The organism is Micromonospora sp. M42 (assembly GCF_000568915.1).
Lineage (GTDB): Bacteria > Actinomycetota > Actinomycetes > Mycobacteriales > Micromonosporaceae > Micromonospora > Micromonospora chalcea.
On the sequence record NZ_KK037233.1, the window covers coordinates 1434986 to 1453286 of the forward strand.

General features: G+C 72.8%; 30 protein-coding genes and 1 pseudogene. 16 read left to right on the forward strand and 15 right to left on the reverse strand.

The window, feature by feature from the left end; genetic code table 11:
- Window positions 1-35: 35 nt before the first annotated feature.
- A complete protein-coding gene (locus MCBG_RS06275) occupies window positions 36-1010 on the reverse strand; it encodes a DUF1152 domain-containing protein (protein WP_043324671.1) in 975 nt (324 codons plus the stop codon).
- Window positions 1011-1083: 73 nt separating this feature from the next.
- Window positions 1084-1665: a carboxymuconolactone decarboxylase family protein gene (locus MCBG_RS06280; RefSeq protein WP_223201099.1), complete on the reverse strand. Its 582-nt coding sequence runs from the start codon at window positions 1663-1665 to the stop codon at window positions 1084-1086.
- Between the two features lie 62 nt (window positions 1666-1727).
- Between MCBG_RS06280 and MCBG_RS06285 the strand changes: the two genes are divergently transcribed.
- Entirely contained in the window at window positions 1728-2384 is a 657-nt protein-coding gene (locus MCBG_RS06285) for an HAD family hydrolase (RefSeq protein WP_043324672.1), read from the forward strand.
- Here the strand turns inward: MCBG_RS06285 and MCBG_RS06290 are convergent.
- A complete protein-coding gene (locus MCBG_RS06290) occupies window positions 2381-3046 on the reverse strand; it encodes an NAD(P)-dependent oxidoreductase (RefSeq protein WP_043324673.1) in 666 nt (221 codons plus the stop codon). The two genes, MCBG_RS06285 and MCBG_RS06290, sit on opposite strands and share 4 nt — an antisense overlap.
- Before the next feature lie 60 nt (window positions 3047-3106).
- Here MCBG_RS06290 and MCBG_RS06295 point away from each other — a divergent pair, with 60 nt between their 5' ends.
- From MCBG_RS06295 to MCBG_RS06305, 3 genes are read left to right on the forward strand one after another with little or no spacing between them, the layout of a single operon-like run.
- On the forward strand, window positions 3107-3475 hold the full coding sequence (locus tag MCBG_RS06295) for a winged helix-turn-helix transcriptional regulator (RefSeq protein ID WP_223201100.1): 369 nt from the start codon (window positions 3107-3109) through the stop codon (window positions 3473-3475).
- Window positions 3476-3528: 53 nt separating this feature from the next.
- Window positions 3529-3939: a hypothetical protein gene (locus MCBG_RS06300; protein WP_043330213.1), complete on the forward strand. Its 411-nt coding sequence runs from the start codon at window positions 3529-3531 to the stop codon at window positions 3937-3939.
- 29 nt (window positions 3940-3968) lie between these two features.
- Window positions 3969-4574 carry a YdeI/OmpD-associated family protein gene (locus MCBG_RS06305; protein WP_043324674.1) on the forward strand — a complete coding sequence of 202 codons (606 nt, stop codon included), beginning with the start codon at window positions 3969-3971 and terminating at the stop codon, window positions 4572-4574.
- 13 nt (window positions 4575-4587) lie between these two features.
- Here the strand turns inward: MCBG_RS06305 and MCBG_RS34725 are convergent, their stop codons facing one another.
- Entirely contained in the window at window positions 4588-4716 is a 129-nt protein-coding gene (locus tag MCBG_RS34725; protein ID WP_255358586.1) for a hypothetical protein, read from the reverse strand.
- A 136-nt stretch (window positions 4717-4852) separates the two neighbouring features.
- On the opposite strand from MCBG_RS34725, the gene MCBG_RS06310 reads away from it, so the two are divergent.
- Window positions 4853-5077: a hypothetical protein gene (locus MCBG_RS06310; protein WP_043324675.1), complete on the forward strand. Its 225-nt coding sequence runs from the start codon at window positions 4853-4855 to the stop codon at window positions 5075-5077.
- Between the two features lie 14 nt (window positions 5078-5091).
- On the opposite strand, the gene MCBG_RS06315 is transcribed toward MCBG_RS06310, so the two are convergent.
- The gene (locus MCBG_RS06315; protein ID WP_043324676.1) at window positions 5092-5556 is read right to left on the reverse strand and encodes a transposase; all 465 of its coding nucleotides are present in this window, start codon (window positions 5554-5556) and stop codon (window positions 5092-5094) included.
- Window positions 5557-5672: 116 nt separating this feature from the next.
- Between MCBG_RS06315 and MCBG_RS06320 the strand changes: the two genes are divergently transcribed.
- The 4 genes and pseudogenes from MCBG_RS06320 (at window position 5673) to MCBG_RS06330 (ending at window position 7783) form a co-directional block, all read left to right on the forward strand.
- Window positions 5673-6449 (forward strand): hypothetical protein, encoded by a 777-nt coding sequence (locus MCBG_RS06320; RefSeq protein ID WP_223201101.1) that lies wholly within the window; start codon window positions 5673-5675, stop codon window positions 6447-6449.
- Between the two features lie 40 nt (window positions 6450-6489).
- Window positions 6490-6723, forward strand: a pseudogene (locus tag MCBG_RS33740) (class I SAM-dependent methyltransferase); the annotation flags it as partial.
- 82 nt (window positions 6724-6805) lie between these two features.
- A complete protein-coding gene (locus tag MCBG_RS33745; protein ID WP_223201102.1) occupies window positions 6806-7228 on the forward strand; it encodes a hypothetical protein in 423 nt (140 codons plus the stop codon).
- A gap of 57 nt (window positions 7229-7285) precedes the next feature.
- The gene (locus MCBG_RS06330; RefSeq protein WP_043324678.1) at window positions 7286-7783 is read left to right on the forward strand and encodes a YcxB family protein; all 498 of its coding nucleotides are present in this window, start codon (window positions 7286-7288) and stop codon (window positions 7781-7783) included.
- An 84-nt stretch (window positions 7784-7867) separates the two neighbouring features.
- On the opposite strand, the gene MCBG_RS06335 is transcribed toward MCBG_RS06330, so the two are convergent.
- Complete coding sequence (locus MCBG_RS06335; RefSeq protein WP_043324679.1) at window positions 7868-9271, reverse strand: alpha/beta hydrolase; 1404 nt, start codon at window positions 9269-9271, stop codon at window positions 7868-7870.
- Between the two features lie 164 nt (window positions 9272-9435).
- On the opposite strand from MCBG_RS06335, the gene MCBG_RS06340 reads away from it, so the two are divergent.
- Genes MCBG_RS06340 through MCBG_RS06350 form a run of 3 tightly spaced genes read left to right on the forward strand, consistent with a single transcriptional unit; the run spans window position 9436 to window position 10416 of the window.
- Window positions 9436-9630 (forward strand): helix-hairpin-helix domain-containing protein, encoded by a 195-nt coding sequence (locus MCBG_RS06340; protein ID WP_043324680.1) that lies wholly within the window; start codon window positions 9436-9438, stop codon window positions 9628-9630.
- Window positions 9631-9643: 13 nt separating this feature from the next.
- Window positions 9644-10024 (forward strand): VOC family protein, encoded by a 381-nt coding sequence (locus MCBG_RS06345; protein WP_043324681.1) that lies wholly within the window; start codon window positions 9644-9646, stop codon window positions 10022-10024.
- On the forward strand, window positions 10021-10416 hold the full coding sequence (locus MCBG_RS06350; protein WP_043324682.1) for a hypothetical protein: 396 nt from the start codon (window positions 10021-10023) through the stop codon (window positions 10414-10416). Before MCBG_RS06345 ends, MCBG_RS06350 begins: the two co-directional genes overlap by 4 nt.
- 4 nt (window positions 10417-10420) lie before the next feature.
- Here the strand turns inward: MCBG_RS06350 and MCBG_RS06355 are convergent, their stop codons facing one another.
- The 3 genes from MCBG_RS06355 to MCBG_RS06365 all read right to left on the reverse strand — a co-directional run bounded on the left by MCBG_RS06355 (window position 10421) and on the right by MCBG_RS06365 (window position 12344).
- On the reverse strand, window positions 10421-10819 hold the full coding sequence (locus MCBG_RS06355; protein WP_043324683.1) for a VOC family protein: 399 nt from the start codon (window positions 10817-10819) through the stop codon (window positions 10421-10423).
- Between the two features lie 9 nt (window positions 10820-10828).
- Window positions 10829-11617 carry a hypothetical protein gene (locus MCBG_RS06360; RefSeq protein WP_051610962.1) on the reverse strand — a complete coding sequence of 263 codons (789 nt, stop codon included), beginning with the start codon at window positions 11615-11617 and terminating at the stop codon, window positions 10829-10831.
- Window positions 11618-11807: 190 nt separating this feature from the next.
- Window positions 11808-12344, reverse strand: coding sequence for a TetR/AcrR family transcriptional regulator (locus tag MCBG_RS06365; protein ID WP_043324684.1), 537 nt, complete (start codon window positions 12342-12344; stop codon window positions 11808-11810).
- Window positions 12345-12409: 65 nt separating this feature from the next.
- On the opposite strand from MCBG_RS06365, the gene MCBG_RS06370 reads away from it, so the two are divergent.
- Window positions 12410-12814: a nuclear transport factor 2 family protein gene (locus MCBG_RS06370; RefSeq protein WP_043324685.1), complete on the forward strand. Its 405-nt coding sequence runs from the start codon at window positions 12410-12412 to the stop codon at window positions 12812-12814.
- Between the two features lie 20 nt (window positions 12815-12834).
- Here the strand turns inward: MCBG_RS06370 and MCBG_RS06375 are convergent, their stop codons facing one another.
- The 4 genes from MCBG_RS06375 to MCBG_RS06390 form a co-directional block, all read right to left on the reverse strand.
- Complete coding sequence (locus tag MCBG_RS06375; RefSeq protein ID WP_043324686.1) at window positions 12835-13293, reverse strand: hypothetical protein; 459 nt, start codon at window positions 13291-13293, stop codon at window positions 12835-12837.
- Between the two features lie 80 nt (window positions 13294-13373).
- Window positions 13374-13742: a YciI family protein gene (locus MCBG_RS06380; RefSeq protein WP_043324687.1), complete on the reverse strand. Its 369-nt coding sequence runs from the start codon at window positions 13740-13742 to the stop codon at window positions 13374-13376.
- A 111-nt stretch (window positions 13743-13853) separates the two neighbouring features.
- The gene (locus tag MCBG_RS06385; RefSeq protein WP_043324689.1) at window positions 13854-14552 is read right to left on the reverse strand and encodes a class I SAM-dependent methyltransferase; all 699 of its coding nucleotides are present in this window, start codon (window positions 14550-14552) and stop codon (window positions 13854-13856) included.
- Window positions 14549-15406, reverse strand: coding sequence for a PhzF family phenazine biosynthesis protein (locus tag MCBG_RS06390; protein WP_043330217.1), 858 nt, complete (start codon window positions 15404-15406; stop codon window positions 14549-14551). The genes MCBG_RS06385 and MCBG_RS06390 overlap by 4 nt, the downstream gene beginning before the upstream one ends.
- 72 nt (window positions 15407-15478) lie before the next feature.
- Here MCBG_RS06390 and MCBG_RS06395 point away from each other — a divergent pair, with 72 nt between their 5' ends.
- Window positions 15479-15946: an SAM-dependent methyltransferase gene (locus MCBG_RS06395; protein ID WP_043324690.1), complete on the forward strand. Its 468-nt coding sequence runs from the start codon at window positions 15479-15481 to the stop codon at window positions 15944-15946.
- Window positions 15947-15961: 15 nt separating this feature from the next.
- Here the strand turns inward: MCBG_RS06395 and MCBG_RS06400 are convergent, their stop codons facing one another.
- The gene (locus MCBG_RS06400) at window positions 15962-16759 is read right to left on the reverse strand and encodes an SDR family NAD(P)-dependent oxidoreductase (protein WP_223201103.1); all 798 of its coding nucleotides are present in this window, start codon (window positions 16757-16759) and stop codon (window positions 15962-15964) included.
- Between the two features lie 15 nt (window positions 16760-16774).
- Here MCBG_RS06400 and MCBG_RS06405 point away from each other — a divergent pair, with 15 nt between their 5' ends.
- A complete protein-coding gene (locus tag MCBG_RS06405) occupies window positions 16775-17242 on the forward strand; it encodes a winged helix-turn-helix transcriptional regulator (RefSeq protein WP_223201104.1) in 468 nt (155 codons plus the stop codon).
- 44 nt (window positions 17243-17286) lie between these two features.
- A complete protein-coding gene (locus MCBG_RS06410) occupies window positions 17287-17784 on the forward strand; it encodes a DinB family protein (protein ID WP_043324692.1) in 498 nt (165 codons plus the stop codon).
- Between the two features lie 9 nt (window positions 17785-17793).
- Here MCBG_RS06410 and MCBG_RS06415 read toward each other — a convergent pair whose 3' ends face one another.
- Window positions 17794-18159 carry an MmcQ/YjbR family DNA-binding protein gene (locus MCBG_RS06415; protein ID WP_181373690.1) on the reverse strand — a complete coding sequence of 122 codons (366 nt, stop codon included), beginning with the start codon at window positions 18157-18159 and terminating at the stop codon, window positions 17794-17796.
- Window positions 18160-18301 lie beyond the last annotated feature (142 nt).

Consider the following 18301-nt stretch of genomic DNA (forward strand, 5'->3'; position numbering starts at 1 on the left):
GGACCCTCCCACACCGGTACGACAAGCCGTGACTGTCAGTGCGGATACGCCCGGGGCACGCGGGCGGCCCGCAGCTCGTCGCGGAACGCCTCGATGCGGGTGATGACCTGGCGCCGCCCGATCGTGTTCTCGATCCGGTCGAGGTAGAGACAGCGGGCGGCGAGCCGGGGCAGGTCGACCGAGAAGTAGATCGCCATCAGGGGGTTGACGAACAGGTCGCCGTCGCCGGTGCGCCGACTGAACCGTACGTCTCCGAACGCGCCGCCGGTGGCGGCGGCGATCTGCCCCTGGACGATGCTCGGCCGGTGCGGGGTGGCGGCCTGGGCCTGCGCGACCGCCTCTCGGTAGAGCACCGCCTCACGGCTGGAGCCGGGAATGGACAGCGCGCCGAGGTAGCCGCCCTCCCGGTCGAGGGCGGCCAGGTTCTCCAGCACCTCGACGTGGTTGACGCCGTCGTGCGCATCGATGCCGAAACCGAGGCTGCTCACCAACCGGATCGGCACGTCCAGCCCGGCCACGGCGGCCAGGCTGGTGATGTCCTCCACCGGGGTGCCCAGGCCGCTCTCGTCGCCGCGCAACAGGATGTCGGTGCCGCCGTCGACGAGCACGATCGCGTCGACGTCGAGCCGGTCGACCAGGTGCCGGTACGCCTCGCGCAGCGTCTGCACGCCCAGCGGCGGGAAGGCGTACACGGTCGACGGCAGGTCCCGGCCCGCCAGCCAGCGGGCCAGGTGCCCCTCCGGGAAGTACCAGTCGGGGCTGAGGGTGTCCGGCCGGATCGCCGCGACGTGCTCGTTCACCCACACCTGCCGGTCGAGCAGTTCCAGCTCCGAGAAGGAGAGGCTGGCCAGGTGCACCCGCTTGCCGGCCTGCCACAGGGCCAGGGCCAGCGGCAGGCCGGCGTAGACGTCGAAGCCGCCACCGGCGCCGGCGATCAGGACGTCGCGCGCCGGAGCCAGTGCGGCGAACAACGGCGGAACGGCCAACGTGTACGCGGCGGTGTCGGTCACCAGATGATGATCTCCGCTCGCGCGCGGGCTCGCTGCCCCGTGGCCGGCCGGTCGAGGGCCGCGATCCGCTCGTTCAGGCCGGGCGGCCGAACGTGACCGCCTCCCGGACCAGCTCCGGCGCGTTCTCCACCAGTTGCGCGTCCGGCCGCGCGCCGAGCGCGTCGTTCACTGTGGAGAAGGCGAGCCGGAACGCGATCAGCGTGGTGGCCTCGAAGATCTCCCGGTCGTTCAGGCCGGCGTCGCGCAGGCGTTGGGTGTCGGCCTCGGTGGTGGCGTTCGGGTCCGTCACGACCCGGCGGGACCAGTCGGCCAGCGCCGTCTCCCGCTCGGACAGGGCCGCCTCGTCGCCGCGCAGCACCGCGGCGGCGGTCTCCTCGTCGCTCATCCCGGCCAGCCGGACGCCCCAGGCCAGCGAGCAGTACGAGTCGCCCCGCGCGGCGGCGGTGGCGGCGACCAGCACCGCCACCTCACGCGCCGACAGCGTGGACGCGGACAGCAGTTCGGCGCGCGTGTTCTGGAACGACATCAGCACGTCGGGTCGCCAGCACCAGACGCGGGTGAGGTTGTTGACGTAGCCGTCGGAGGAGAGGTCCTCCTCGTACGCGGCTTTCGCCGCCGGGCTCTGCGGCGGTTCGGGGAGGAAGGCGGCGCTCATGCGGGCAGTCTGCGCCACCCGGGCGCCCCCCACTGGCTGATCAACGACAGTACGATCCGCTGATGATCCGGGCGGTCTTCTTCGACGTGGGCGGGACGATCCTCGACGAGACGCGCGAGTTCGCGACGTGGGCGGACTGGCTGGGCGTACCCCGGCACACGTTCTCCGCGGTCTTCGGCGCGGTGATCGCCCGAGGGCTGGACTACCAGGAGGTGTTCCGGGCGTTCCGGCCGGACTTCGACCTCACCGCCGAACTCGCCCGCCGGGTCGCGGCCGGTGACCCGGAGTCGTTCGGCGAGGAGGATCTGTACCCGGACGCGCGGGCGTGCCTGACCGCCCTGAAGGACCAGGGTCTGCGCGTCGGCCTGGCCGGCAACCAGCCGGAGCACGCCGAGGCGACGCTGCGGACGCTGGACCTGCCGGTGGACGTGATCGGCACGTCGGCGGCCTGGGGCGTGGCGAAGCCCGCGCCGGAGTTCTTCGACCGGGTGGTCCGCGAGAGCGGCGGCGACGCGGCGGCGATCCTGTACGTCGGTGACCGGCCGGACAACGACGCCGCGCCCGCGATGGCCGCCGGTATGTCGGCGTGCCTGATCCGGCGCGGACCGTGGGGGCACATCCTCGACATGCCGGACGTGGCCGACCGGTGCCTGTTCCGCATCGACTCGCTGCACGAGCTGCCGGACCTGGTGGCGCGGCACAATGCGGCGGGCGGCTAGGCCGGGGCGTCACCGGTCACGGAGACCCGCGTCCGATGGTGGCGCGGCGACTCGATCTCGTCGACCACCGCCACCGCCAGATCGGCGTACGACAGGGGCGCCGACGCCGGGGCGCGCTCGCCGCCGAGGCGGTACCGGCCGGTGCGGGTACCGGCCACGTCCAGCGCGGCGGGTGGGGTGAGCACCAGCCAGTCGACTGTGGTGTCCGCCGCGCGGAGCCGGTCCAGGCCGGCGGCGTGGCTGAGCGCGAACGGCCGCAGCTCGGCGGGCAGCACGGCCGGGTCGTCGTAGAGGGGCCGACCGTGCGCGTCGATCAGGGTGGCGAACAGGCCGATCGCCACGAGCCGGGGCACGTCCGCGCGGGCCAGGCCGTGCAGCAGCGCGTCGGCTGCCCGGACGAAGAAGTCCGGATCGAGGCCGGCGGCGGCGAGCGCGTCCGGCCCGGAGGCCGGGCTGACCGCGTGGACGACGGCGTCGTGCCCGTACCCGATGGAGGTGACCGTCTCCGGGTCGGTGACGTCACCGCGTACCGCGGAGGTGAGGTCGGGATGGCGGGCGGGGTCACGGACGACGGCGGTGACGCGGTGGCCGCGGCGGTGGGCCTCGGCGGTGACGGCGCGGCCGGCCCGGCCGCCCGCGCCGAAGACGGCGATGCTGGTCATGGCGCGACGGTAGGACGCGGGGTGCCGGTTACCGCAACGGTACCGGGTTACGCTCGGGCGGTGACGCCGCTCGATCCGGACATGTTCCACCCCGCCTGTCCGTCGCGGATGATGCCGTTGCAGATCGGCGACAAGTGGACCGCGATGGTGGTGCTGTGCCTGGAGCACGGGCCGCGCCGGTTCACCGAGTTGCGGGCGCCGCTGCGCACGATCACGCCGAAGGTGCTGGCCGAGACGTTGCGGGCGATGGAACGCGACGGGCTGGTCACGCGGACCGCCTACGACGAGAACCCGCCGCGCGTGGAGTACGCGCTGACGCCGCTGGGGCGAAGCCTGCTGACGCTGGTCGCGGCCGCCCGGTCGTGGAGCGAGGCGCACCTGGACGAGTTGCTGGCGGCCCGCCGGTCGCACGATTCGCGGACGTCGTGACGGCGCCGGCCGGCACCGGGCGTGGCGGACTGCGGAGGTTCGTTGCGAACGTGATGACGAACGTGCTCGCGAACCTCATCGCGGCGGCGATCATCTACGTGCTCGCCGCGGCCGCCGGGCTGCTCCCCCGCGACCCGGCGCTGATCCTCGCGGCGTTGTTACTCGTCGGCCTCGCCGCTGCCATGATCCTGATCTTCCTGATCAGTACGAACGCCTTCGCCGACAAGGAGGACATCCTCGGCGGGTGGATGGCGATCTCCCTCGGTGCGCCGATCCTGACCGCGGCCGTGGCGTACGCGTTCCGTGAGGGCGATCCGGCGGCGGGGGTCGCGGGCGGGCTGATGGGCGCGGGGCTCACCGGCGCAGGCGTGGCTTTGCTGGTGGCCGGACGGCGGCTGCGGCGGGCGGCCGATCCGTCGCCCGACGGCGAGCAGCAGGCGGCTGAGCCGCACGCCCGGCCTTAGCGTCGTACCCGTGGCATAGCCTCCCGGCCATGGGAACCGCCGAGCTGGACGAGCTGATCGTGCCCGACGCGGAGGCGCTGCGCGCGTGGTTGTCCGCCCACCACGACACGTCGCCCGGCGTCTGGCTCGCCCTGACCCGCAAGGGCGGCACGCTCACCACACTGACCTGGCAGCAGGCGGTCGACGAGGCGCTGTGCTTCGGCTGGATCGACGGGCAGGCCCGCAAGCGTGACCACGAGAGCTCCTGGATCCGGTTCACCCCGCGCCGGGCCCGCAGCTCCTGGTCGCAGCGCAACGTCGCGCACGTGGCCCGGCTGGAGGAGCAGGGGCGGATGACACCCGCCGGCCGCGCGGCGGTGGAGGCCGCGAAGGCGGACGGCCGGTGGGCGGCGGCGTACGCGCCTCCGTCGGAGGCCGAACTGCCGGCCGACCTGCTCGCCGCCGTCGCCGCCGAGCCCGCCGCCCAAGCCATGCTCGACGTCCTCACCAGCGCCAACAGGTTCGCGCTCATCCACCGGCTGAACGCGGTCAAGCGCGCGGAGACCCGGGAACGCAAGATCGGTGAGTTCGTCGCCATGCTGGCCCGCCACGAGACGTTCCACCCGCAGAAGGCGAAGCCGCCGGCCACGCCGTGACCCGCGTCCCGGCTCACGAGTGGTCCCGGACGAACGCGCGCAGGAGCGCGGCGCACTCGGCCGCGTGGGTCTCCAGCAGCAGGTGGCCGCCGTCGAAGAGGTGCGCGTCCATCCGGTCCAGCGCGCGATGCTGCGCGAGCACCTGTCCACGTCGAAGTAGGCGTCGTGCCGGCCCCACAGCACGAGCGCCGGGGATTGGTGGGCGCTGTGGTACTCGGCGACCGGCGGGTCTGACCGGGCGTACGCTCGAACGAGCCGACGGTGGGAGGTCGCCCGCGATGATCCCGTTGCTGATCCTGCTCGGGCTTCTCCTCGGGCGCTGGTGGCGGTCGTCGCTCGTCGCCGCCGCGCTGGGCTGGCCGGTCCTGCTGGTCGCGACCGGCGTGACGGACGTCGGCGCGGGGCTGCTCGGCGCGGCCGTGCTCGCCGTCGCGAACACCGGTGCCGGCGTGCTGCTCCACCAGGGAGCCCGCCTGGCGATCCGCAGGCTTCGGGCGTCCTGAGCCGGGCCCCGGCGCTACACGGCGCCGCCGGTGTTGCGGATCATCCGCCGGAGCACCTTGAGGGTGGTGACGTAGTCGGCGTCGTCGACGCCGTCGTGGATGCGGGCCCGGATCCCCGGCGCGTGCTGCTTGAGGCGGAGCCGGGCGTCCTCCCCCGCCTCGGTGATCCGTAGCCGGCCGTCCGCGTCGCGGGTCAGCCAGCCGCGTTCCCGGAGCACCTCCGCCTCGGCGTCCAGGTCGTCCTCGGCCCGTAGATACGAGCGCATCGCGTGTCGCAGTTCGGGGACGGTCAGTCCGCCGCCGCCGGGCAGGAGGTCGTTCGGGGACAGGTTGCGCAGCAGCCAGAACTGGGGCTGGGTGAAGCCGTGCGTGGCGTGCTGGGCGCGGGTGAAGGCGATGAGCGACTCGTACGCGACGCCCGTCCAGTAGGCGGCCGGCTGGCCCGCGAGTTCGGCGTCGGACAGGTGCTGTGTGGTCATGATGCTCTACCTCCGGCGGTGGTCGTCGGGTGAGCACGACGCTAGGACCTCAACCACGCTTCAGATCAAGCCGCGAGGGACATCGCGTTCCGGTCGGCCCGGGCATGATGAGGCGCATGCGGGTAGCGATGGCGACCGACGCGGGACATCCCGGCCGTACCAATGAGGATTTCGCCGGCGCCGTCCCCTGCGGCCTGGTCCTGGTCGACGGCGCGGGCGGCATCACCGGCGCGGACGAGGTCTGCCGTCACGGCATCGCCTGGTACGCGACCCGGCTCGGCGGCGCGCTACTCGGCGCGCTGGCGCAGGAGCGGAGCCTGCGCGACGTGCTGGCCGAGGGCATCGAGCGGGTCACCGACCAGCACCGCGACACCTGCGACGTCGCCCACCCGATCAGCCCGTTCGCCGCGGTGGCGATGCTGCGGTTCTCCGGCGGGACCGTCGAGCACCTGGTCCTCGGTGACGCGGTCGCGCTGGTCGGCCGGGCGGCCGGTGATCCCGTCGTCGCCCACGATCCGCGTGAGGTGGTGATCGCCCGAGCCTTCGAGGAGCGGCTGAAGGACGTGCCGGAGGGCGGCGACGAGTACCGGCGGCTGCTGATGGAGCTGCGGTCCCGCCGCAACAGCCCCGGCGGCTTCTGGGTCGCCAAGGACGATCCGGCGGTGGTGGCCGAGGCGGCCACCGGCGAGTGCCCGGCCCACGACGTGACCGGCGCGGCGCTGCTCAGCAACGGCGCGAGCCGTCTCGTGGACACGTTCGGCCTGACCGACTGGCCGGGGCTGCTGCGCCTGCTGGAGACCGCCGGCCCGGCCGAGGTCATCGCCCGGGTCCGGGCGGCGGAGGCACGCGGGGGCGTCGCCACCGACGACGCGACGATTGTCTGCCGCGCCTGACCGGCACGACAATCCGGCTGTGCTCGTGTTGACTGCGGCGATGGACCGTCAACGGCTCAGCAGCATCGCGCACTCGCACCACCCGATCGCGGCGCCGCTCTCCGGCGTCAACGTCAACCGGCTGCTGCGCCGGGCCGGTCGCCGGCCGGCGGCCCGGATCCTCGACCTGGGCTGCGGGGAGGCCGCCTGGGCGTTACAGGCCCTCGCGCACCACCCGGACGGGCACGCCGACGGCGTGGACCTCAACCCGTACGCGCTGGAACGCGCCACGGAGGCCGCCGCCGTGCGCGGCCTCGCCGACCGGCTCACGCTGCACGAGCGCGACGCCCGGTCGTACGTGCGGCGACTACGACCTGGTGCTCTGTGTCGGGTCGACGCACGCGTTCGGCGGGTTCGGCGAGACGCTGGAACTGGCCGGGCGGCACGTGAACGCCGACGGCGTCCTGATGGTGGGCGAGGGATTCTGGCAGGTGCCGCCGACGCCGCAGGCGCTGGCGGCGCTGGGCGCGAAACCCGACGACCACACCGACCTCGCCGGTCTGGTCGCGGCCGCCGAGCAGGCCGGCTGGACCCCGGTGTACGCGCACGTCAGCGACGCCGCCGAGTGGGACGACTACGAGTGGTCGTGGACCGGTTCGCTGACCGAGTGGGCACTGGACAACCCGGGTCACCCGGATGCCGCCGGCGCGCTCGCCACCGCCCGGGAGCACCGGGACCAGTGGCTGCGCGGATACCGCGGCGTGCTGGGGTTCGTGACGCTGGTGCTGCGCCGGATCTGACCGGCTACCGGCGCGGGTCCGGCCCGGGACAGGCGGGCGGGGCACTATCGTTCGGGCGTGCAGATCCGTTTCGCCGTACCGGCCGACCCCGCCTATCCGGCCCGCGTGGCCGCCGCGCTCGCCGCCGCCCGGCTGCGCCGCTTCGGCTACATCGGCGCGGCCCTCGCCGCGATCGGGGTGATCGGCTGGATCGCCTCGCAGGCGTCGGAGCGGGGTGGCCGTTTCGCGTCGCTGTGGACCGCGTTGATCGTGGCTGGCGTGCTGTCGATGCTGTACGCGCCGTGGGTGCGGTGGCGGGCCCGACGCCGCTCCGGCGGCTACGCGGTCGAGGGCGGCTACGACATCGACGACCGCAACATCATGATGCGCAGCGGTTCGGAGTCCGGCGGCATCGCCTGGGACGGCGTCGAGCGGGTCACCGAGACCCCGGATTTCTGGATCGTGTACGTGGGACGGATGCCGGCCACGGTGATCCCCCGGTGGCTGATGTCCGCCGAGGACGCCGGGACGCTGCGCGCCTTCATGGCCGGACGCGGACTGCTCGGCGACCGTTGACGAGGTTCTGATCGGCTGTACGTGTTGCGTCGCCGGCCTGTCCGGCGGTCGCGTCAACCTGCCGCACCGGCGGTCCAGCAGCGGTCAGCTCGCCGGGCATCGTGTGCCCGGGGCGGGCACGGTCAGGTCGACGAGGTACCGGTCCACCACCGCGGTCGTGCAGTCGGTGCGCTGGTAGGTGCCGTGGCCCCAGCCCTCGTAGGTGACCAGGCGTCCGTGCCGGCCGAGTTGCCGGGCGACGTTCACGGCCCAGGCGTAGCCGGTCCGGGGATCGTGCCGGGCGTTGAGCAGCAGCAGCGGCGTGCGGGTGCGCACGTTCAGCTCGTGCGGCGGGTTGCGGACCGGGGACGGCCAGCCCAGGCACGTCTGCACGGCCAGCAGGCCGGCGCCGTACCGGACGTCCGGGGCGACGGCCCGGGCGTCCCGGACCACGCCGGCGTACGCGGCGTAGTCGCTTACCTGCGCCGGCCAGTCCGCGCAGAACGCCGCGACGGAGACCGGGAGATTCACCTCCGGTGGCGGCGTACCGGCGGCCATGTCCCGCACGATCACCGCGAGTTGCGGCCAACGCGGACCGGCGAGCAGGCCGAGCGCCACAGCGGTGACGTCGAAGGCGGTACGGGGGGCGTACTCGCCCCGGTCCGCGCGGGCCAGCGCCTGCGCCCAGACCGCCCGCACGTCGCGTGCGTGGAGCACGCACTCCGGCGACCTGTCGCACCAGGACACGAACTCGTCGAACGAGTCCTGCAACGCGGCGGCCTGCGTCCGCACGAAGGAGCGCACGTCGAGGCTGTGGTCGAACACGCCCTCCAGCACGACGGCCCGCACGCGGCCGGGATACCGCTCGGCGTACTGCTGGCCCAGCAGCGTGCCGTACGAGCTGCCGTGGAAGGACAGCCGCCGCTCCCCCAGCGCCCGCCGCAACGCGTCGAGGTCACGGACGGTGCTGAGCGTGTCGGCGTGGTCGAACACCGGGCTGGTCGGACGGCACCTGCGCCACAGCGCCTGGTTGTAGGCCACCGCGGCGTCGAAGTCGGCCTGACCGGTCAGCGGGACGGCCGGCTTGCGCAGCGCCGGATCCGGGGCGCAGACGGGCGCGGCGGTGCGGGCGACCGTACGCGGGTCGAAACTGACCAGATCGAACCGGTCCAGCAACTCGTCGCTGAACCGGTCGCCCTTGCGGATCCGTTCCACTCCCGAGTCGCCGGGGCCTCCCGGCCCGAACACCAGCGTGCCCACCCGCTCCGGCGTTCGCGCCAGCCGGCGTGCCACTGCGAGATCGAACGTCGGGCCGTTCGGCCGGGCCCAGTCCACCGGCACCCGCAGCCGGGCGCACCGCACGCGTTCATCCGGCGGGACGTCCGGCAGGTCGTCGGCGCACTCGCTCCACACGAGCCGCTGCGGCGGAAGCCCGGCGCGCGCCGCGCCGGGCAGTCCCGCCAGGACGGTGAGCGCGGCCAGAGCGACGGCCACGGTACGTCGGAACACGGCACCTCCCGGTGTCTTGGATGCCTGTCGATTCTTCAGCGGCGTCCCACCCGAGTCCCATACGGAAACGCCCCGATATGCCCGTCGGGTCTTTCCCCCATTCCGTCCCTGACGGGCCGAAGGACGGGCAGGCGAGCCGTACCGTGGCGGTCTAGCATCGGGCGATGACGTCGTCCCTGGACCGCCTGCCGAAGATCAGCGCGCCGGCCACGCGGGCGCTGACCGCGGCCGGCTACACCACGCTGCGCCGGCTTGCCGGTGTGCCGCGCACGGAGCTGGCCCGCCTGCACGGCATGGGGCCGAAGGCGCTGGGCGCCATCGAGGCCGCCCTCGCCGAACACGACCTGCGGCTGAGCTGACGAGGCGATCGCGATGCCGCTCGGCAGACTCCACCACCTGATCGTCGACTGCCCGGATCCGATGACCGAGGCCCGCTTCTGGAGCGCGGTCCTGGGCGACCCGATCACGTACGCGGACGACGACTTCGCCGTGGTGTCGGCCGGTACGGCGGCGTCCGGGCTGGCGTTCCAGCGCGTCGCCGACCTGGTTGCGCCGACGTGGCCGGATCCGGCGGTGCCGCAGCAGATGCACCTCGACGTGATGGTCGACGACCAGGACACGGCCGGTACGGCGGTGCTCGCGCTGGGCGCGCGGCGGCTGGCGGGCGACCACGTGTACGCCGACCCGGCCGGTCACCCGTTCTGTCTGATCCCGCGCCCGACCTGGGCGCCGCCGGTCGGCGGGCTCGCGTGACCGACGACCGACGCGTACGCCGGGTCCGCCCCTACCACTGGGGTGCCGTCTACCTCAGCGACGCCCTCTGCGAGACCGACTTCGACATCGACTTCCACGCCGGGGACGCGCCGGTGTTCGCCACGACGCACCACGTCGCGGTCGTGGTCGCCTCCGCCGCCGTGGCGGACGAGGGAGAGGCAGATGTCACCCTCGACATCCGGGTGACGTCGCAGCGCGTCACGGGGCACCCGTACGAGGTGACACTGGACGTCCCGTCCGGGCGGCTCTACGTCGGCGACGCCGACGACAACGACGAGATCGAGTTGGCGCCGGGCCGCTGGCTGCTGCAGTTCGCCGTGGACGACGCGACGGAGGCCCGGCACGTCGAGCTGGTGGTGTCACCGCTCTGACCGGTCACGGCCTCTCCTGGTAGGAGATGAACTCCAGCAGGCTTCCGTCCGGGTCGCGGAAGTAGACGCTGGTCCCGGTGCCACCGGCGCCGACCCGCCGGACCGGTCCGGTCTCCACCTCGACGTCGTGCCGCCGCAGGTGCGCCACCGCCTCCTCGATCGGCCCGGCCCAGACGAAACAGATGTCGCTGTTGCCCGGACGGACGGGAATCCGGGCCACGTTGCCGCCGAGGTCGAGACCCGGCCCGTGCACGCTCAACCGTTGGGGGCCGATCCGGAAGGCGACGCGGTCGCCGCCGACGCCGATCACCTCGGCGCCGACGACGTCGCGATAGAAGTCGGTGGCGGACCGCCAGTCGGACACGGCGATGACGACGTGGTCCAGTCCGGTCACGGGCGCCATGCGATCACCCTATTGGCCGGACGGCGTCCGCTCCCCCGGATCCGCCGAGACCGCCACCGGCGGGCCCGCCTTCAGGTGCCGGGCGAAGAACCGGTTCGCGGCGTCCCCCTCGAACCACGGCACGCCGGTGTGCCCGCCCATGTTGGCGTGCAGCGTCTTCTCCGACGAGCCGAAGGCGTCGAACAGGTCCAGCGCCATCCGCCGGTCGTTGCCCTCGTCGTCCCACTGCAACAGGACGTGCAGCGGGATGGTGACCCGCCGGGCCTCCTCGATGATGGCGCGCGGCACGAAGCTTCCGGCGAACAGGAGCGCGGCCACGATGCGCGGTTCGACCACCGCCAGCCGTACGCCGATCGAGATCACCCCGCCGGCGTACCCGACCGGGCCGCCGACCTCGGGCAGCGCGAGGAGCGCGTCCAGCGCGGCCCGGCACTCCGGGACCGCCTCCTCCACCAGCGGCAGGACGAGCCGGTCGACCACCTCGTCGGCGACCCGCTCGCCGGCTGCCAGTGCCCGGCGCAGGTCGGCGCGGGCCTGCTCGGCGGCGGCGGACGAGGGCCGGTCGCCACCGCCGGGCAGTTCGATGGTGGCGGCGGCGAAGCCCTGTTCGACGCAGCCCTGCGCCCGGGCCGCCAGGCGGGGATACATCCGGCGCAGTCCGCCGGGGTGACCGAGCAGGATCAGCGGGGCCGGCGCCGACGTGGAGGCGGGCGTCCACAGGATGCCCGGGATCTCGCCGAGGGTGAACTCGCGTTCGCGGACGCCGTCGGCGAGGCGCTGTTCGGAGGTGAAGCGCATGGTCGTGCCTTTCGGGAGTGCGACGGCGCTCCCGGACGACCTATCGCCCGGCCGTGACCCCCGAGGGGAGCACCCATGTCGATACTGCGGTCACGGGTACCACCTCCCTCGTTCTCCGGCACGGCCACCGGCAAGGTAACAGCGCTCGCCGGGCGGGCCAACCGGTTTATCGCGGTGTGATCCCGGACCGTCAGCCGCGCTCGAAGCCGGCGAAGACGACCGCCAGCGTCCGGGCTTGCAGGTGCTCGTCCCATCCGCCGTGCAGCGCGCCCTGGCACATGCCGGTGAGCAGCGCCATCACCTCGGGGAGCCGTACCGAGTCGGCGACGGTTCCGTCGGCCTGGGCCTGTTGCAGCAGCCTGCCCATCGCCTCCTCCAGGTGACCTACCGCATCCGGGAGCCGGATGTCCACGCCGGATCCGGCGAGCAGTTCGACTGCCGTCTTCTTCGCGGCGGCCTGGGCCACCGTGTGTCTGAAGAAACCGAAGAGGTCGTGTCGTCCCGCCTCCTCGGTGAGCTGTGCGAGCAGTCGCTTCATGAGCGCGGCGAGCAGGTCCTCCTTGGTGGGGAAATGACGGAAGACCGTGCCGATGGCGACGCCGGCCCGGCGGGCCACCTCCTCGGTGGAGGCGCGGGCGCCGAACTCGGCGAAGACCGCCTCGGCGGCGTCCAGGATGCGTGCCCGGTTGCGTTGCGCGTCGGCGCGCAGGGGCGAACCCTCTACCAAAGTGAGTCTCCACTCATTATTCTGTGATACAAGTCGAGTCACGACTCATTATCGCGGAGGCCGACGTGACACCACAGCAGATCTTCGAGAGCATGCGCGCCAGGTGGCTGGCGAACCTGCCCACCTTCGAGGCGGATTCGCTGGCCGACGACGTGGTGATCGAGACGCCCTTCGCCGCGCCCGGCCACCCGACCCGCACCGAGGGGAAGCAACCCGTTCTCGAGTACACGCGAGCGGGCCGGGCGTCGTTCCCGGTGCGGTTCGACGAGTGCCGCGGCGTGGTCGTACACGAGACCGCCGATCCCGAGGTGGTCGTGGTCGAGTACGAGCTCGTCGGCACGCACACGGTGACCGGGGTGACCGCGTCCGCGCCGTTCATCGGGGTGTTGCGGACCCGGGACGGCAAGCTGGCCCACTGGCGCGAATATCAGCACACACTCGCCATCGCCGGGGCCGCCGGCCCGGCATGAGCCGGCATCAGCGCCGCGGCTCAGGTGGTCGGTGTCGGCGACGGGGCGAACGGCCACGGCTGCGGCCCGAACAGCGCCGTACACGCGGACAGGAGCCCGCGCTGCGCCTCGGCCATACGCGCGTCGACCGGGCCGGTGTCCTCGTTCGGGTCGTTGCGGACGAACATGTCCCCGGATTCCTTCGCCGCCACCGCCAGCCGTTCGCCGGCGTCCCGGACGCCCGGGTCGGCCGCCTTGCGGGCACGCATGGCGATCGGCGAGTTCGAGGTGAAGCGGACGTCCTGCTGCTCGACCACCCGGGCCACCATGTTGCACGCACCGGCCGCGACCTTGTCCGCGGGCGCGGTCGAGCCGGCCTGAGGAGCGGCCGAGGCCGACGCGGACGACGACGGGGTGGCGGACGTCGACGGCGTGGGTTCCGAGGGCGCACACGCGGAGACGACGAACAGCAGGGAGAGCGCGGCGAGTTCACGTTTCACCGCACGAGGCTAGCGATCATGGTAGGCATGGCCTCCGTCCGGGTGCCCCGCCCACCGTCGTCGCGTCGACATCGGACCGGTCAGCGGCCCGCCGCGCGGAGCATCGCCTCCGTCTCGGGGTCGGGCATGACCTCCCGGACCTCCTGGGCGCAGCGGCACGAGACGGCGATCTTGGCGGCCCACTTCAGCGCCTCGTCGCGTGAGGCCACGTCGAGGACCACGAACCCGCCGATGACCTCCTTGGTCTCCGGGAACGGCCCGTCGGTGACCACCCCGTCCGTGTCCACGATGCTGGCCTGCTGGCGTTCGAGCCCGGTGCCGTACACGAACACGCCAGCGTTCACGGCCTCCTGGATGACCGCGTGCGCGTCCTTGCCCACCTGGGGGATCTCCTCCGCGGGGATGTGGTCCATCGCGCCGTCGTTGAACGAGATCAGGTACCGCGGCATGCCATGACTCCCTTGTCCGGGCGGCCGGTCCGGCCGCCTCTCACCCGTCCTACGAACGAGCCGACCCGGATCCGACGTTATACGCCGCTCGACGTTATGCGCCGCTCGGATTCAGTGCGCTTCGAGAACGAAGAAGATGAAGCAGAGGAAGGCCGTACGGCCGTCGAGTTCCGGGGGCAGCAGCTCGCGCGGCGTGTCGGGCGAGAACGGCGGTTCGCTGATCACCGAGAGCCGGAAACCCGCGTCGGTGAACGCCGCCGTCATCGCGTGCAGCGGCCGGTGCCAGTAGGTGAGCGTGGCGCGCTGCCCGTCGAAGTCGTACTCCTCTGACCAGCTCGCGACGGCGAAGTAGTCGGCGTCCGGGAACGCCACCTCGTACCCGATCGGATGGTTCACCGACACCAGGAGCCGGCCGCCGGGACGCAGCACACGGCGCAGCTCGGCCAACGGCGCGGTCCAGTCCTCCAAGTAGTGCAGCACCAGCGACACGATCACGTCGTCGAACGCGCCGTCGGCGAGCGGCAGCGGCGCGCCCAGGTCGGCCACCAGCAGCGTCGCGTCCCCGCCGAGCCGCTCGCGGGCCAGCTCGACCATCGCCGGGCTGCCGTCGAAGCCGGTCACGACGGCCCCGCGCGCGGCGAGCGCCTCGGACAGCGGGGCGGTGCCACAGCCCGCGTCGAGGATCCGGCGGCCCCGCACGTCCCCGGCGAGTTCCAGCATCGCGGGCCGCTCGTAGTAGGCGTTGAACAGGCTGGACTCGTTCTCCGCGGCGTACCGCTCGGCGAAGCCGTCGTAGTGGTCCGGCCTCACCGGGCCGCCTCAGCGGGTGGAATGGGCACGGCGGTGCCGGTCACCGCGATCCCGGCGCCGGGATCGGCGGGGATGCCGACGGTGAGCAGGCTCGGGCGGCCCATGTCCTCGCCCTGCCGCACGGTGACCGTGGCGGGCGGCCGCACCAGGCCCATCTCGCGCAGGTAACCGCCGAACGCGGCGGCCGCCGCGCCGGTCGCCGCGTCCTCGACCACGCCGCCGGGCGGGAACGGATTGCGCGCGTGGAACACCAGCGGGGACTCGCGGTGCACCAGGTCGATCGTGGTCCAGTCCCGCTCGGCCATGAGCGCGCTCAGCGCCGCCATGTCGTAGTCCAGGTCCGCCAGGCGCCGCCGGGTCGCGGCGGCCACGATCGGATGCCACGCCCCGGCGTACGCGACACGCGGCGGCAGCGTCGCGTCGAGATCGTCCGGCGACCAGCGCAACGCGGCGAGCAGCGCCGCGAGGTCGCCCGCGGCAAGGGGTACGGTGCGCGGCGCGACGCTGGTGAGCGTGGCGGTGGTGGTGCCGTCGGCCTGCGCGCTCGTGGCGACCTCGACCAGTCCGGCGCGGGTGTCCAGGTGCAGCGCGCCGGGGCCGTGCCGCTGCGCGTACGCGACCGCGGACGCGATCGTCGCGTGCCCGCAGAACGGCACTTCCGCCTTCGGGCTGAAGTAGCGCACCGTGAACCGCCCGCCCTCGCCGGGCAGGAGGAACGCCGTCTCGGAGTAGCCGACCTGCGCCGCCACCTGCTGCATCTCCGCGTCATCCACCCCGGTGGCGTCGAGCACGACACCGGCCGGGTTGCCGCCGGCCGGGTCGGCGGTGAACGCCGCGTATCGGAGAACGTCCATGATCATGAGCCTAGCGCCGGTGGTCCGGCTCGTGGGCCCCCGTGACGAGCCACGCGGAACTACTCTCCGGGCATGCCCAGCTTCGAGATCTCCCCCATCGGTACGGTCCGCAACGACCGGACGGACATCCAGCACAGCGACAACTGGGGCGCCGTCCGCAGCACGATCGTCGTCGACGAACGCTTCGGCGAGGCGTGCCTGCAGGGCCTGGAGGAGTTCTCGCACGTGGAGGTCGTATTCGTCTTCGACCGGTTCCCGGACGGCGGCGACCACCGCGAGCCCCGTCCCTACCGGGGCCGGGCCGACCTGCCGCCGATGGGCGTGTTCGCCGGCCGTGGTCCCCGTCGGCCGAACCGGATCGGCGTGACGTGCTGCCGCATCGAGTCGGTCCACGGCCGGGAACTGACGGTGGTGGACCTCGACGCGGTGTCCGGCACGCCGGTCATCGACCTGAAGCCGGTGCTGGTGGAGTTCGTCCCCACGAACGTCCGGCAGCCGGAGTGGGTCAGCAGCATGATGTCCGACTACTTCCGGCCGTAGCGTCGGCGCGGCGCCTCACCGCAGCAGCCTCTCCGTGAGGTCCATCAACCGCTCGGCGTCATGAGGGTCGAGGGTCGGGAAACCGGGCGGAAGTTGCTTCCCCCGGTCGACGGCGGTCACCGGCGCGGTCGGCGGCGCGTCCAGGAACCGGTGAATCGGCGCCACCGCGTCCGCGACGGACCGGGCGGCGACCGCCGCCGCCATCGCGAGCAGCCCCCGTACCACGAGCGGGAGCGCGCTACGGTCACCGCTCCTGGTGAACCCGGGATGGTAGAGCACGTATCGGGCGCGGCTACCGGACCGCTGGGCGAAGCCCACGCCGAGCAGGTCGTTGGCCCGCCCGGCCTGCAACTGGGCGGCGACGGCCGAGTAGCCCTCCCCCATCTGCGGATCGGCCCAGCGCACCTCGCCTCTCGTGACCCCGACACCGGCGACGTTCACGATCACCGGCGCGACCGCCCGGTCCAGGGCCGGACGCAGACCGAAACTGAGCAGGTAGCGACTGACGTAGTAGAGCGCGAACGTACGCTCCAGTCCCTCCACCGTCTCGACGCGACGCGGCGCCACCGCGTTGGCGAACAGCGTCAACGCGTCCACGACCTGGTGCTCGCCGAGGATGTGCTCGATGACCTGCCGCGTCTCGGCCGTGCTGGACAGGTCGACGGGAAGGAAGGCGATCAGGCCGCCGGCCATCGCCTCGCCACGTGCACGGTTGCGGCCGAGCACCAGGACGCGGTCGCCACGTTCGGCCCGCCCCAGGGCGAACGCACGCCCCATTCCGTTCGTGCCGCCACTGACCACCACGACGCCCACGTCGCCCCCCTTATCGTGTGCCCATCGACCTGCCTCATCCTGGGCAGCAGGTCGACGGAGGCGAAAGAAGGCACTTTCATGTCCACAGCTAACAGCGATGTGCGTGCCTCACTGCACGATCATCGGCTGCCGGTGCCCGTTCCGGCCGGCGAGTACGACCGCTGTCCGGTCACCGACCTGCTGCGGCGGGTGAGCGACAAGTGGACGCTGTTGCTGATCACCCTGCTCGGCCGGCATCCGCACCGGTTCAACGAGTTGCACCGCGCCGTGGAGGGCATCAGCCCGCGCATGCTCAGCCGGACACTGCGCGCGCTGGAAAGCGACGGCCTGGTCGAGCGTGAGGTGTTTCCGACGGTGCCGCCGGGCGTCGAGTACCGGCTGACGCCACTCGGTGTCAGCCTTCTGGAGCCGCTTTCCGCGCTGGCCGACTGGGCGGTCGCTCACCACGCCGAGATCGTCGCGGTTCGTCAGCGACCCGCCTGATGCACCCCGCGCTCATCCGGCCGCCGATCTGGAATGCTGCGTCCATGCCGTCCTTCCCGCCCACCTTCTCCGCCGAAGTCGTCGCGCAGCCGATCCAGGCCCAGTTCGAGGCGTTTCTCGACGAACACCGCGACGCGCTCGACCGCTGCCTGGACGGACTGACCGAGGAACAGGCACGCCGATCGTTGGTGGCCTCCCGCACCACGCTGCTGGGTCTGGTGAAGCACGCCACCTTCGTCGAGAAAGTCTGGTTCGACGAAGCCGTCACGGGTCGGTCTCGCGCCGAGATCGGCATCCCGGAGCGGTCGGAGGACTCGTTCCTCCTCGACGACGGCGACACGATCGCCGGGGTCCGGCAGGCCTACCGCGACTCCCGGGACGCGTCACGCCGGGCGACCTCCACGCGAGGTCTGGACGACATCCTCACCGGGCACCGACGGGGCCCGCTTCCGCTGCGCTGGGTGTATCTCCACGTCCTGCGCGAACTCGCCCAGCACTGCGGGCACGCGGACATCCTCCGGGAGCAGATCCTCGACGGATAGCGTGCGGGGTCACGCGCCGGGTCCACCGGTGAGCGAGCCGGGGGCACGCATCCGCCACGCGTCGGTGACTAGTTCCGTCAGACGCTCGACGCCGACGCGCGCCAGCCGCAGCATGACCAGGGGCAACCCGTCGTACGCGGGGGTGGTGAAGAAGAGGTCGGGCTCGCCGAGGAGCAGGGCCTGTTTCTCCGCCTCGTCGCCCACGTACACCACAGCGATGTCGGTGCGGATGCGCCGCGGCTTCCCGGGCGTGCGCTCCGGATAGGACCAGACGAACCCCTTGCCGGCGACCCGGAAGTCGAAGCCGTCACTGTCGATCTCGACCACGTCGGGCAGCGACAACGCCACCCGACGCACGTCGTCCGCGTCAACCATGACGGTCACCCCGGGACCCCGCCTTCCGCACCGGCACAGCCTAGCCACCGCGCCGCCCCGCAGCAGTCAGGTCCGGGCTGCGGCGCCTTGCCGCCGGGTGCGATGGTCGTGGCGGACACCGAAGCGTCTCGGCTGCGGGGGT

Bases quoted from the DNA above. Each gene is read 5' to 3' on its own strand.
- MCBG_RS06310 (WP_043324675.1), top strand. From the start codon at position 4,853: ATGATCCCGTTGCTGATCCTGCTCGGGCTTCTCCTCGGGCGCTGGTGG.
- MCBG_RS06300 (WP_043330213.1), top strand. From the start codon at position 3,529: ATGACGAACGTGCTCGCGAACCTCATCGCGGCGGCGATCATCTACGTG.
- MCBG_RS06360 (WP_051610962.1), bottom strand. From the start codon at position 11,617: ATGCGCTTCACCTCCGAACAGCGCCTCGCCGACGGCGTCCGCGAACGC.
- MCBG_RS06390 (WP_043330217.1), bottom strand. From the start codon at position 15,406: ATGGACGTTCTCCGATACGCGGCGTTCACCGCCGACCCGGCCGGCGGC.
- MCBG_RS06340 (WP_043324680.1), top strand. From the start codon at position 9,436: ATGACGTCGTCCCTGGACCGCCTGCCGAAGATCAGCGCGCCGGCCACG.
- MCBG_RS06355 (WP_043324683.1), bottom strand. From the start codon at position 10,819: ATGGCGCCCGTGACCGGACTGGACCACGTCGTCATCGCCGTGTCCGAC.
- MCBG_RS06290 (WP_043324673.1), bottom strand. From the start codon at position 3,046: ATGACCAGCATCGCCGTCTTCGGCGCGGGCGGCCGGGCCGGCCGCGCC.
- MCBG_RS06345 (WP_043324681.1), top strand. From the start codon at position 9,644: ATGCCGCTCGGCAGACTCCACCACCTGATCGTCGACTGCCCGGATCCG.
- MCBG_RS06285 (WP_043324672.1), top strand. From the start codon at position 1,728: ATGATCCGGGCGGTCTTCTTCGACGTGGGCGGGACGATCCTCGACGAG.
- MCBG_RS06380 (WP_043324687.1), bottom strand. From the start codon at position 13,742: ATGCCGCGGTACCTGATCTCGTTCAACGACGGCGCGATGGACCACATC.
- MCBG_RS06395 (WP_043324690.1), top strand. From the start codon at position 15,479: ATGCCCAGCTTCGAGATCTCCCCCATCGGTACGGTCCGCAACGACCGG.
- MCBG_RS06315 (WP_043324676.1), bottom strand. From the start codon at position 5,556: ATGACCACACAGCACCTGTCCGACGCCGAACTCGCGGGCCAGCCGGCC.
- MCBG_RS06305 (WP_043324674.1), top strand. From the start codon at position 3,969: ATGGGAACCGCCGAGCTGGACGAGCTGATCGTGCCCGACGCGGAGGCG.
- MCBG_RS06320 (WP_223201101.1), top strand. From the start codon at position 5,673: ATGCGGGTAGCGATGGCGACCGACGCGGGACATCCCGGCCGTACCAAT.
- MCBG_RS06415 (WP_181373690.1), bottom strand. From the start codon at position 18,159: ATGGTTGACGCGGACGACGTGCGTCGGGTGGCGTTGTCGCTGCCCGAC.
- MCBG_RS06410 (WP_043324692.1), top strand. From the start codon at position 17,287: ATGCCGTCCTTCCCGCCCACCTTCTCCGCCGAAGTCGTCGCGCAGCCG.
- MCBG_RS06280 (WP_223201099.1), bottom strand. From the start codon at position 1,665: ATGAGCGCCGCCTTCCTCCCCGAACCGCCGCAGAGCCCGGCGGCGAAA.